9 protein-coding genes are annotated in these 12,780 nt (G+C 66.5%); 2 read left to right on the top strand and 7 right to left on the bottom strand.

The features are described 5' to 3' along the window. The first annotated feature begins 522 nt into the window (after positions 1-522). The gene (locus ABZ656_RS21845) at positions 523-3,375 is read left to right on the top strand and encodes an AAA family ATPase (RefSeq protein ID WP_360269901.1); all 2,853 of its coding nucleotides are present in this window, start codon (positions 523-525) and stop codon (positions 3,373-3,375) included. Positions 3,376-3,628: 253 nt separating this feature from the next. Here the strand turns inward: ABZ656_RS21845 and ABZ656_RS21850 are convergent, their stop codons facing one another. The 4 genes from ABZ656_RS21850 to ABZ656_RS21865 all read right to left on the bottom strand — a co-directional run bounded on the left by ABZ656_RS21850 (position 3,629) and on the right by ABZ656_RS21865 (position 7,225). After that, positions 3,629-4,201 (bottom strand): DUF1003 domain-containing protein, encoded by a 573-nt coding sequence (locus ABZ656_RS21850; protein ID WP_360269903.1) that lies wholly within the window; start codon positions 4,199-4,201, stop codon positions 3,629-3,631. 224 nt (positions 4,202-4,425) lie between these two features. Then, on the bottom strand, positions 4,426-5,631 hold the full coding sequence (locus ABZ656_RS21855) for an acyl-CoA dehydrogenase family protein (RefSeq protein ID WP_101401098.1): 1,206 nt from the start codon (positions 5,629-5,631) through the stop codon (positions 4,426-4,428). A gap of 504 nt (positions 5,632-6,135) precedes the next feature. After that, positions 6,136-6,759 carry a DUF5134 domain-containing protein gene (locus ABZ656_RS21860; protein ID WP_101401099.1) on the bottom strand — a complete coding sequence of 208 codons (624 nt, stop codon included), beginning with the start codon at positions 6,757-6,759 and terminating at the stop codon, positions 6,136-6,138. A gap of 94 nt (positions 6,760-6,853) precedes the next feature. Beyond that, positions 6,854-7,225: a cupin domain-containing protein gene (locus tag ABZ656_RS21865; protein ID WP_360269955.1), complete on the bottom strand. Its 372-nt coding sequence runs from the start codon at positions 7,223-7,225 to the stop codon at positions 6,854-6,856. 365 nt (positions 7,226-7,590) lie between these two features. Between ABZ656_RS21865 and ABZ656_RS21870 the strand changes: the two genes are divergently transcribed. After that, positions 7,591-8,373 (top strand): NAD(P)H-binding protein, encoded by a 783-nt coding sequence (locus tag ABZ656_RS21870; protein ID WP_360269905.1) that lies wholly within the window; start codon positions 7,591-7,593, stop codon positions 8,371-8,373. Positions 8,374-8,607: 234 nt separating this feature from the next. Here ABZ656_RS21870 and ABZ656_RS21875 read toward each other — a convergent pair whose 3' ends face one another. The 3 genes from ABZ656_RS21875 to ABZ656_RS21885 all read right to left on the bottom strand — a co-directional run bounded on the left by ABZ656_RS21875 (position 8,608) and on the right by ABZ656_RS21885 (position 12,387). After that, complete coding sequence (locus ABZ656_RS21875; RefSeq protein WP_360269907.1) at positions 8,608-9,234, bottom strand: HAD family phosphatase; 627 nt, start codon at positions 9,232-9,234, stop codon at positions 8,608-8,610. 852 nt (positions 9,235-10,086) lie between these two features. After that, a complete protein-coding gene (locus ABZ656_RS21880; protein ID WP_360269909.1) occupies positions 10,087-11,712 on the bottom strand; it encodes a cytochrome b N-terminal domain-containing protein in 1,626 nt (541 codons plus the stop codon). Positions 11,713-12,108: 396 nt separating this feature from the next. Further along, positions 12,109-12,387 carry a WhiB family transcriptional regulator gene (locus tag ABZ656_RS21885; RefSeq protein WP_101401104.1) on the bottom strand — a complete coding sequence of 93 codons (279 nt, stop codon included), beginning with the start codon at positions 12,385-12,387 and terminating at the stop codon, positions 12,109-12,111. Between the last annotated feature and the right edge of the window lie 393 nt (positions 12,388-12,780).

Below are 12,780 nucleotides of genomic sequence, written 5' to 3' on the forward strand. Positions count from 1 at the left end.
GCGATCGCCGCCTCGAAGGAAGGCATCCACAAGGTGATGTGGATGTTCAACCCGAGCAAGATCACCGCATTCCTCGACTCCCGCTCCCGCCACGCAACCCGTTCCCGGTCTTAGGTCGGCTGAGGCGTGAGCCACGCGCCCCGGGTTCCTCAACCGGGCCCCGGCCGGATGGTCGTCGATGTGATCGACGACGGTGGCCTGGCTCAGAACCTGGAGGTGAAGGCGCTTGTGCGGCCACCTGATCGGTCTGGCCCTTCTGTGGCCTGCTCGGTCATGGTTCCGGATGGTGCCGAACTGCTGCTGCAGGTCGTGGGCCTCACGGAGATGCGCGAGGGCCGTCGGGACGGCGCCACCGCCTGCACGCCCGTCGTGCTCCTCTCCGGGGCAAGAGATCTGGACGGCTCGCAGTGTGCGTCGCGGCGAGGTGAGAGGACAGCGCGGAACCGATAGTCACCCGGGTGAAGCCGATCGCAGGGGGACCTGCGTTTGGGGGGCGCATGTGGCCTGCGGCATGCTTGCCCCATGCGCAGCACAAACCCCACGGGCGACCTGGATCCCGGGCGCGGGAACCAGGCTGGGACCAGGCTGCGCCTCAGGGGGCGGGACCGCGAGATCGCGGCTGTCCGGGAGACCCTGGATACGGTGCGTGGCGGACGAGGCGCCTGCGTCGTCGTGGAAGGCGTGCCCGGCGTCGGCAAGAGCCGGTTGCTCGCGGAGCTGAACGAGCGGGCGCAGCGGTGCGGGTTCGAGGTGGTCTCCGTACGGGCCGACGAGTTCGACCAGTACGCGGCAGGAGCCGCCTTGCAGTCCGCCCTGCAAGCCTCCGACCGTTCCGTCCGAGCCACCGCAACCGTGGACGACCAGCGGCTCTGGCTGCTGGACAGCATCACGGACGCTCTCGAGGACCGGGCCCAGCGCGCTCCGGTGCTCGTGCTCGTTGACGATGCGCAGTGGGCGGATCCCGCCACACTCTTCGTGCTGCGCACCCTGCCCGGAAGACTGGCTGCCTCGCCGATCCTATGGGTGCTGGCGGTGCGCTCGGAGACGGAGCGGCCGACTGTCGCCAGGGTGCGGGAGGACCTCGAACGCCTCGGAGCCCGATGGCTGACCCTCGGACCTCTGCCACAGCAGGAACTGGAGCACATCGCGGCCGACGTGCTCGGGGCGAAGCCGTCACCAGGCCTGGCCAGGATGCTGCGAGGCGTCGCGGGCAATCCGTTCCTGGCGATCGAACTGGTGCGCACCTTTGTCGACACGGATGCCGTCAAAGCGGAGGCGGGCGTGCCCAGCCGCCCGTACCACCACATCCCCGTCGGTTTCCGTCTGACTGTCGCCACACGTCTGGAGCGGCTCCCGGAGGACGCCAAGCGCCTGCTCCAGGTCGGCTCTGTCCTCGGCCGCGAATTCGACTTCGGCACGGCCGCCCACATGCTCGGCAGACAGGTCGGCAGCCTGCTGTCGGGCGCGGAGGCCGCCCTGAACGCCGGCCTGCTCTCGGCGGACGGCCCGCGATTCGCCTTCCGCCACGACCTCATGCGGCAGGCCGTCCACGAGAACCTGCCGCTGCCCGTACGGAGCGCTCTGCACCGGGAGGCGGCCGAGAGTCTGCGCGCCACCGGGGCACGATCGGCGGAGGTGGCCTGGCATGTCGTCATGGCGGGTGGCCCGGTCGACGATGACGCCGTGACCACGCTGCACACCGCCGTACGGGAACTGTCGTCGACGGCACCCGACGCGGCCGCGGACTTCGCTCAGCGGATCGCCCGCCTGCTGCCCCCGCGCGACCCGCGTCGTGTCAGCCTGCTGACCGACGCCGCCGAGTACCTCGGCCGGACCCGCGAGGTTCACGAGGCGCTCGATCTGGTCGACGTTGCCCTGTCGGACGGCCTTGAGCCGCTGCAGGAGGCACACCTGCGCCTGGTGGCCGCCGAGATCCACCAGGCCGCGGGCGACGACGCCGCCGCAATGACACACCTCCGGCAGGCCCTGGACCTCCCCGCGCTGCCGTCCCACCTGCGTGTCCTGCTGCTGAAGACCCAGGCGACGGGCCACGTGTACCTCGGGGACATCACCGCGGCCGAGCGGACGGACACCGGGCTGGTCGAGGCCTCCTACCGGAGCCACGATCCGGCCGTCGTCGTCAGCGTCATGGTGTTTCAGTCGCAGACGTTCTTCTACCGCGGGCGCCTGACCCGAGCCCTGGAGCTTGCCGAGGCAGCCACCGTACGCTCCTGTACCGAGCCCACCGTGCCCTACCTGCGGCCCCCGAGAATTCCGGCGCTATGGCTGGCCACGGTGCTGACCACCACTGACCGGCTCGCGGACACCGAGCGGATTCTGCGTGAGGGACAGCACCAAGCGGAGACGCTGGGCCTTGGCTGGTCACTTCCCCACTGGCATGCCCGCCGTGCCTGCGCCCTGCTCGAACAGGGCGCGCTGGACGACGCGGCCGTGGAGGCTGAGGCCAGTCTGGCGGTGGCGGACGAACTTGAGATCACCCAGTCGAATCCGCAGGCCCGCTCCGTGCTTGCACTGGTGCAGATCAGGCGCGGCGACCTCGCCAAGGCGAGGGTCCATCTCCGCGCCGCCGAAGCCGGCTCCGGCACGAACACGCCGCGGTACGGCTTGTGGGTATCGCTCGCGCGCGCGTGCCTGGCGGACGCGGAGGGCCGGGACGCGGCAGCAGCAGCGGCACTCATGGGCAGCTTCGAAGACGGCGAGCCGGCACGGTTGCTCGTCCTACCGCCGTCCCACTGGCCCGGAATCGTGCGTATCGCCCTGCGCGGCGAGGAGCCGTCGGTCGCGCAGGCCGTGTCCGGCGCACTGCGCACCCTGACCGCCCGGGACGACAGCCAGGAGATCATCGGGGCCGTCCGCGCCCACGTGGACGGCCTGCTCCACAGCGACCCCCGCGCACTCACGTCCGCCATCAACGGCTACCGGAGCACCGGCAGGCGACTGGTTCTGGCCGCGGCATACGAGGACCTCGGCGAACTCATGGCCACATCAGCCGATACGGCGCCGGCGATCCCGTACCTCGAAGAGGCGGGTCAGCTGGCGTCGGCCTCGGGAGCCCTGCGCGATCACGAACGGATCGAGCGGCGTCTACGGCAACTCGGCGTTCGCGCGGGGTCCCCAAGCCACGACACGATCAGCCCTCCGGGGTGGAGGAGCCTGACCGAATCCGAGCGGAAGCTGATCCCGCTCGTCGTGGACGGTCTCACCAACCGGGCCATCGCCGACCGACTCTACGTGTCCGTGCACACCGTCAACACCCACATGAGGCACATCTTCACCAAGCTCGGTATTAACACCCGCGTCGAACTGACCCGGCTGGCCGTTGAACGCGGCGATTTCGCCGACGGGGCCGAGTGAGCGGTGCCCCCGGCCTGGAAAGTACGGCGGAATGGGGTCTCTTGAACGGGGGATGCCGGCGTCGGCCGTACCCGTGATGCTGAAGGTCTGCAGGAAGAGAGGGAATCTCCGCGTGGCTGGCCTGTAACGCCGAAGGCGAAGCCGATGAGGATGGGCGGACGACGAGCACCGCCGGGTTGGACACCACGGCCGAAGCCGGGCCGGCGAGCGCGGTGAGGGGCAGACGGCATCACGCTTCGTTGCGACGACATGTTCACAGAGCCTCTGGGGCCACCGGTTGGACCCCGGACTCGGGGTCCATCGCGCTCCTGCTCTGCTGGATGATCTCCTGGACGTGCCACTCGACCTCCTCCGGATTCAGGCCGAGCGCCTTGCCCATGTGCACTGCCCAGACCTCCGCGCGAACGTTGGTCTCGAAAACCAGATTGGCCCGAACGTTCTCCCTTGCGGCTTGCCGATTCTGGCTCACCATCACGAACGTGGACAGGAAGATGGCCTCCAGACTCACGATCATGGTGAGAAGCCCGAACGGGTAAGGGTCGAAGACTGCTGCCGGGCCGAACAGACTGAGGTTGAGAGCGATCCATACCGTGAACCAGACGGCATGGACGTAGACGAACCTCATCGTGCCCGCGAACGCGGTGATCGCGTCTGCGAACCGGTCCTGAGACGTGCGCAGCCTGGCGAACACCAACTGCTCGTGGCGCGAGTGGGGGCCGCGGCGCTGGCTGCCGTCAGGAGCGGAACTCCGCCGGAAGCCAGGGGCACCAGGGCCACCAGGGTCTGCGATCATTCCCACTTGCTTCCTCACGCCGCCGCTGCGCACGCCACCAGCCTCAGTCGGCGCGGCATCCGGAGTTTGCCGTGATGCCGGCCTCGGCACTGGCGTTCCGGGGCTTGGTTCACTTGAGTGATCTTGGAACGGCTGCACCTTGTAGGCAGGCCGCCACTTCCTTGGGTCCGGCCGACTTTGTCGGTGCTACGCATCAACCCGACCGGCGGCGTTCGAGCAACACACACAGGGGTTTTCCTCGGATATCGCAGTACGACTCACACGAAGGCGCTCTGCCCGGTGATGGACTTGCCGACGATGAGGGTCTGCATCTGGCGGGTGCCCTCGTAGGAGTAGAGGGCCTCGGCGTCGGCGAAGAACCGTGCGATGTCGTAGTCGAGGACGATGCCGTTTCCGCCGAAGATCTCGCGGCTGAACGCGACGACCTCTCGCATCCGGGACGTGGTGAACCCCTTCGCCAGCGCCGAGTGGTCATCACGAAAGATCCCCTGGTCCTGCAGCCGCGCGAGCTGTACCAGCATGCCCCAGGAGGCTGTGATGTCGCCCAGGCTCTTCACCAGCAGGTCCTGCACCATCTGGAACCTGGCGATCGGACGGCCGAACTGCTGGCGCTCCTTGGCGTAGGCGAGTGCGAGCTCGTAGGCGCCGATCATGACACCCAAGGCTTGCCAGGCGACTCCGCTGCGGGTGAAGCGCAGGATCTCCGCGACGTCTCGGAAGGAGTTGATGTTCTGGAGGCGGTTCGCCTCCGGCACACGTACGTCGGTCAGGGTGATCTCGGCGTTCTGGACGATCCGCAGCGCGATCTTGCCCTCGATCTTCACCGGCACGAAGCCGGGGGTGCCCTTCTCGACGACGAAGCCCTTGACCTGGTTGTCGTCGACGTCCCGCGCCCACACCACGACGTGGTCGGCGAACGTGGCATTGCCTATCCACCTTTTCACGCCGTTGAGGACCCAAGTGCCGCCCTGGAGCTGGGCGGTGGTTCGCATACCACCGGAGACGTCGGAGCCACCCAGCGGCTCGGTCATGGCGAAGGCGCCGATCTTCTCCATCGAGGCCATGGCCGGCAGCCACCTCGCGCGCTGCTCCCGGTCGCCGCCGGTGTAGATGGAGTAGAAGCTGAGCCCGTTGTGGACGCCGAAGAAGGTGGCGACCGAGGCGTCAACGCGACTCATCTCCATCGCGAGCATGCCACCGAGCAGGTGACTGGCGGCAGGCAGGTGCTCACCGTAACCCTCGTAGGACAGAGCGGTCAGCCCGCTCCCGCGGAACTTCTCGATCAGCTCCACGGGGAACTCGTCCTTGTCCCAGTACCCGTTGACCATCGGCCTGACTTCGTCGCGCAGGAACGCGCGGGCCTTGAGAAGTATTTTGCGTTCGTCGTCCGGGAGCAGGGTCTCGTAGAGGTAGAAGTCGGCGCCAAGCAGGTCGTCCGGCGGTACAAGGGGGGTGGCGGTCATTTCAGTTCTCCTTTCGGTGGCGGACATGGCAGAGGTGGTCCATGGCGGACAGGTCGCCGAGGTGTCCGGTCGGCGCGGAGCTGGCCGGCATGATGTTTGTCGGCGTTCCCTGCCAGGCCATCCGCGCGTAAGGGCACAGCGCGTCGGCCTTCTTCAGGAGCGGGCCGGCGACGGCAGGATCGATGGCCGGTCAGTTGACCAGCAGGTCGATGCGCAGGAGGTAGCCGCTGTTTTCCAGGTCCCTGCCGACTTCATATTCTGTGTACCTTCGCGTCTTGGGGGATCTCGATTCCAGACCATCAGCTGACCGGTCAGCCACCCCGTTTGTGACGGCTGCAGACACACGGTTCGTCCGGCCGAGAGGGGCTTCATACGTCATGGCCACGACGGTCGGCATCGCGTCGGAGGCCACTACTGAGCAGCGTGGCTGTTCCCGTTCGGTCGCCCGCTGAAGGAGCCCGTGAAGGCTTTCGCGACGCCCTGCAGTGCCGACTCCGGCGAGGGTCAATGGGGCATCAGGAGCATGACGACTGTTCCCAGGGCCATCGCTCCGTCCCAGAAGCTGTTGCAAGCACCCTTGAGGCTGGTGGAATTGTTGGTCGTATCGGCGGCTCCGCGCAGTATGGGCATGTCACGGGTCAGCGAGCGAACGGAACATGTGAGGAGGTACAGCGCCAACACTCCTGTGACGACGCTGTCGGCCTTCGACTCACCCATGGAGTGGCCGAGATGCGTGGCCTGCTGTGCTGTCGGAACGCCCTCGGCCATGGTCTGGTGCGAATGGCCCGCCGCGCGGTACGACATCCAGGCCATCGTCGCTATGCCGACCGAGTAGGGCAGTCTCCTCACGATTGCCGACAGCTGTCGCTCCTGGCCGCTCTTGACGGCGGTCAGCGGGAACCACAGCGCGGCGCCGACGAAGAACACTGATTGCGGCAGCTGCGGCAGGGCGCTGCCCCAGCTCCACGGCATCACCGCCATGGCCAGGGCCATGGCGGAGTGCAGCAGATGGTCGATGCGGCTGCGGCAACCACGAGTCCGTGCCAGGACGCCCTGCCAGAGCGCGCGGACGGCGGCCGTGGCGAAAAGGGCGGTCAGCATGTAGTGGACGACTTCACCGGCGCTCATGCCGAATCGCACCCTCCCACGGAGCGGTCAGGATCCGTGTCGGAACTGCATCGTGTGAGTGAGTGAGTGAGTGAGTGAGTGAGTGAGTGGTTGGTCAGTCGGTGGGTCGTGGGGCGCGCAGATGGGCCCGTTCGGCCAGTTCCTTCTCACCGACCAGTTCGATCATGGGCTTGCCCGGCGCGCACATCATGGTCACGACGAACCGGGTACGCGCATCTGCCAGCGCGTTGCCGTCCTGGTAATGGATCGCATCGCCACCCGGCTCCCAGAACGTCCCGCCGGCCTTGACCACGCGCTCCGGCTCGCCCTCCAGCTCGAAACGGACCGCGCCCTCGATGACGTACCCGAAGGCCGGTCCTGAGTGGCGGTGCGGCGGCGTTCCCGGGTCTCCGGGCTCCCACTCGACATGAATGGTCATCGCCGACGCGCCCTCGGGAACGGTGAGCGGTGCGGCGTCCTGGAGCATCGTCGCCGCCGTCTTCCACCCTTCCGACGGGGGCTGCTCAGCATTGCCGTGCACTGCGTCCTTGTCCGACATCGTGTTGCACCTCCATAGATCCACCGAGCCTTGAGCCAGACGTACCTCGCGACCGGCATATGTCGTGACAGACAGACAGACCGTTGGTCGGCCGCGTGTTCCCACGCCCTGGGCCCATGCATGTTTCCCAGTGATGACCAAGCGCACAGCGAATCTGTGACATGAGGGGCTGCGTCCGTTCTTCGGGGATCCCGTTCGGAGCAAGCGCGTCGTAGCGCGATGTCACAACATCGGCGCGAAAGCTGTCCTGAGTGTGGTCCGTGGACTGACGTCATCGTCACGCCTACGGAGGCATGACTGGGGCCATAGCTCCCTCCCGACGGGAAGAACACCGGATGAGAGCCGTTGTTGCAGGAGCCACTGGTCTGATCGGTTCCAAGACGGACGCGAGGCTTCGGGACCACGGAGTGGAGGTTGCGCTCGTATCACGCAGCGAGGGCGTCGATGTCACGACGGGGCAGAGGCTTCCCGAGGCCCTGCGCGGCGCGGATGTGGTGGTGGACGTCACCGATGCGCCCTCTCGTGCGGAGACCGTGAGCGGTGAGTTCTTCCGCACCGCCACGAGCAATCTGCTGGAGGCCGCCAGGTCAGCCGGTGCCGAACGCTGTGTGGTTCTGTCCGTCGTGGGGGCAGACCGGCTGCGAGCAGGGTACTTCCGTGCGAAGGCGGAGCAGGAGGAGCGGGTGCGGCGCTCGCCGATCCCCCACTCCATCGTGCGTGCCACACCGTTCTTCGAGTCGGTGGAGGACGTGTCACGCTCGGTGTCGTACAAGGACAGCGTCCACGTCGCACCCGTCCTGACACGGTCCGTAGCGACGGACGATGTCGCCGCCGCGGTCGCCCATGTGTCCGTCGGCGTGCCGCTGTTCGGAGTACTTGAGGTCGCCGGCCCGGACGAGGGCCGCCTCGACGAACTCACCGCGAAGCTGCTTGCCGCACAGGGTGACACGCGTGCGGTGATCGCCGACGCACACGCCCCGTTCTTCGGCGTGGAACTCCAGGAGGGGACTCTGCTGCCCGAGGCGGGCGCCGACCTCGGGCACCGGACTTTCACCGAGTGGCTCGCGCGACGCTGACCGTCGCCATGTGATGCCCATGGTGACCACGTGCACCCTCTTAGGGAGGCTGCCTGGGACACCGGCCAGGCTGAGGAGCCGCGGACCCGAAGCAAGGGCACCTTTCACCGCACGCATCAAGGAGAGCGGAGGCGGCGTCGCCTGTTTCGACGGCTGTGATGGGTGACCCGGCACTGTCTCATGCGGTGAGTGGCCCGCGGCGTCGCCGCGTCCTCCTTGAGGAAGTCTCCAGGCTTACGGACTCGGCCTGAGGGCGACGCCCAGCAGTTCCTCGAGCCGCGTCGTGGAGTGCTCTGCGCTGCGGTGCAGCACAGTGGCCATTCCCAGTGCCTCGGCGGGTGGCAGGTTCTCCGCGTTGTCGTCGACGAAGACGCATTCGTCGCCGGGCACTTCGAGCATCTTGAGGATGAGCTCGTACACAGCCGGCTCCGGTTTGCGCAGTCCGTGTTGCGCGGAAACGAGCGCCGCGTCGAAGGCCGCGTCGATGTCGAGGCCTCGATACATGTTCCACGGCGCCAGGCCCATGCTGTTGGACAACAGGCCGGCCTTCAGTCCGGCGGCGCGAGCCCGAGCCACCACCGACGTCATGGATTCATCGAGGCGGGTATCCGCGAAGATCCGGCCCAGAAGGTTGGTGCCGGCGGTGCCCAGCGCCCGGCCCAAGCGACGGTTCCAATCGGCCTGGCTGGACCTGCCGCGTTCGAGGTCGTGAGTGAGTTCGACCATCGCCGGGTCCCGATACCAGGTCTGCTCCACTGCTCCTTCGGAAAGGCCTTCACGGGCTTCGAAGCCACGCACCGCATCGTCGAGCGATGTCGTGAGCACACCGCCGAAGTCGACTATGAGACATGTTCTCGGCACGGTCTTTCGAACCTCTTTCCTGGACCACCTGGTTGACGCATGTTGTTGGATAGACCGTGAAGAGGCGCAGGGCGTGACACGCTCAGCCGCATGTCTGCCCGACGACCGGTAGCACTGTCACACATGTGTCGCATGGTCTGTCTCGCTGGATATGCGCCCTTCCCTGTCAAATACGCCCGTTGATTCCCTCGAACGAGAGCCGCAGGGCGCCCACCTCGTGACGGTGTCCTGGATGTCGGTGCCGGAATCGGCCGTGTCACGCTGACGAGCGTCGCCGAGTCGCAGGTACCCGTAGATGCTGTCGAGCCGTCAGGTGCCATGCGTCGCCGCTGGTGTCGCGGCTCGCGTCACTGCCCGCCGACCTGAGGGTGCCGGTCACCGTGCATCCTCACCGGCTTGAGGGGACCGGTCTTCGCGAGATGGCCGACTTGGCCGTACGCCACAACACGATCGCCTGCTTTCCGCCCGACCGCCCGGTATGCACCGTGGTTGGCCATCGCCGACGCCCTCGTACCTGGACGCACCCTGCTTCTCCAGCTCCCGCCGACCCGTCCTCCCCTTCGCGACACCACATATGACTTGCCGGCCCAGCGATCGGCGAGCACGAGCACGAGTACGGGGACGCAACCGGTACGGCGAAGGCGGATGTCATGTCGGCCCTGGGCGCGCCGCTTTGACCGTCCTGATGTACAACCAGACCGTGCAGCGACTCCCGTCGCGAACCCTGCCCTCACGGCACGGCAGGCCGCGGCCCCTCGCGTGACTCCGCTGGTCAGCTGATCACCTGCTTCCGCCCGACCGGGACTTGGAACCTGGCCGGGCGGGCCCCATGGGGACGGGGGGCCGCTCTGTTCAGCGCAGGTGCTTGTCGGCGATCTCCCGGTACTCGTGTGCGGTCGGCTTGGGGATCTGCGAGCCTTCGCCGTAGAAGGCGCGGCTGAACCTGACGCGCAGGCGCCGAGCAGGGCCGGTGCCTGAGCCCGGGCCCTCCGCGTCGCCGTTCGAGCCGGGCGCGATCGGCGTGTACTGCTCATGCTGTGCAAGAAGGTGGAGTTCCGCCTGTCCGAGAGGCTCGTGCACCTCGACGAACTCGCCGTGCGGCAACCGCTTGATGACACCGGTCTCGCGGCCGTGCAGCACCTTGTCGCGATCTCTGCGCTGCAGACCGAGGGCCCACCGCTTCGCCACGGTGTAGGCCGCGAGCGGCACGACGAAGAGGCCGATGCGGACCGCCCACGTCACAGATTCGACCGAGACATGGAACCGGGTGGCGATGATGTCGTTCGCGGCGCCGATGAGCGACAGCAGATAGAAGCTGATCCAGGCGACACCGAGTGCCGTTCGCACGGGGCGGTTGCGCGGTCTGTCAAGAAGATGCTGCTCACGACAGTCCCCGGTCACCCAGGACTCGATGAACGGATATGCGCCCATGGCCAGGAAGAGGCCGACGCCTACTGCCAGTGGAATCAGGTTGTCCAGTGCCAGGGTGTGGCCCCAGAAGTCGATTTCCCAGCCGGGCATGACTCGAAGCAGTCCGTCCGCCACACCCATGTACCAGTCAGGCTGCGATCCGGCCGAGACCTGGTCGACACGGTAGGGGCCGTACAGCCAGACGGGATTGATCTGCGCGAGTGCGGCGATGGCGAAGATGGCGCCGGCGACCAGCAAGAAGAGGCCCGCGGACTTCACCGCCCGCACCTTGAGCGGTAGGCCCACGACATTCTTGTTGCTCCGCCCCGGGCCTGGATACTGCGTGTGTTTGTGGTGGAGCAGCAGGAGCAGATGGACCAGGAGCAGTCCCACCATGATGGCGGGGATGATCAGAACATGGATCGTGTTGAAGCGCGCCACCAGTTCGCTGCCCGGGAACTCGCCTCCGAAGAGAAACATCGAGAGGTAGGTTCCGACGATCGGTATGGAAAGGATCGTTCCGTTCACGACGGCGAGCCCGGTTCCGGAGAGAAGGTCATCCGGAAGGTCGTATCCGGTCAGCCCTCCGAACATTCCGAGGACCAGCAGGAGGAATCCGAACAGCCACTGGAATTCACGGGGCTTGCGGAAGGCGCCGGTGAAGAATACGCGCAGCATATGGACGAGCATGGCCCCGATGAACACCAGGGCCGCCCAGTGATGGGCCTGTCGGATCAACAGGCCGCCCCGGACGTCGAAGGAAAGGTGCAGGGTCGAGTCGAACGCCTCCGACACCGTCTGCCCCCGCAACGGCAGGTAGCTGCCGTTGTACTGCATCTCTTTCATCGACGGATGGAAATACAGGCTCAGATAGATCCCTGTCACGATGATCACGATGAAACTGTAGAGGCAGATCTCTCCCAACAAGAAGGACCAGTGGTCCGGGAAAGCCTTACGCGCCTTGGCCCGGATCAGGCTGTACGGGCCCAGGCGCCCGTCTGCCCAGCGGGCAATCCTCTCCCCACTGCCTCCTTCGCCTGCTTCTTTTTTCTGACTCTGATCATCCATGCCCTGCAACCATTCCTCGTCCGGCCCGAAAGGGACACTCTCGGCCTTACGGATTCCATGTCTCCCGGCTTGATGTCATGAACCTGTTTTGACGCCTGGCAGGGAATGGAATATCGTGGGCAGAATTGAGAAAGGCGGGGCATCAAGTCTGTTTCCATCCGTGTTCTGCATGCGTGTGGGTAAAACTGAAACGTCAGCCTTCCTGGCGTACTACGCACCGCCCGGAAGTCCTGCGGATCCGCACCGACCCAGGCCCTGCGCCGACTCCGGGATCAAGGACGGTCTTCATGGTGGCTGCACTCCTTGGGCGAGCAGGCTCATGACTGCTTCCACCCATATGACCGGGCATGACGTATGGGTGTGACACGCATGGCGGCAAGGTGGGGCTCAGCGCTGTCAGGCCGCCCTTGTGACCGCCTCCTCGGCCCCGTGGGTCATCAGGCGGCGTTCGCTCTCCGTCTTTCCACCCCAGATGCCCTCCACCTGCCCGGCCCGCATGGCCCAGTCGAGACACTGCTCCGTGACCGGGCAACGGCGGCAGACGGCTTTGGCGTCGGCAATTTGAACGTGCGTCAGGCTGCCGCTTCCTATGGGGAAGAACAGGTCGGGGTCGACGCGCACACAAGCTCCCTGTTCGCGCCAGTACGTTGAGTGGTCGCCTTTTTCTGCAGCCATGGCAAAGAGAACTCCAGGATTCGTCGCTCGACACGAGGACCTGGAATGCGGTGACGGTCTTACTCGTCGCCGTGAGGGATTCCAGGGACTGTCGAGTGAGACCGGGCACTTGGCAGATGTGTGACACACGACTGGGCTCCGCATCGCTCTCGACATCCGAAGTCGCTCGGCATACAGGAAACCGGTGTCACGAGATCCGCGCGTATCGGGTCTGACGGTTGAGGAGGGGAGCGTCAAGGAGGCGTGCCATGATCATGAACTCTTCCGGCGGCTGCCGCGGTCCCTCTGGCTGACACGGCACCGCCGGCGCTGAGTTCCCCTCCTCGCCGCCCCGGCGCCAGGAGCTCTCGCCGAATGTCCGACGGCAGGGCACCGGGCCGGCTGGCGGAAACG

It is taken from the genome of Streptomyces sp. NPDC007095 (genome assembly GCF_040634475.1).
GTDB lineage: Bacteria > Actinomycetota > Actinomycetes > Streptomycetales > Streptomycetaceae > Streptomyces.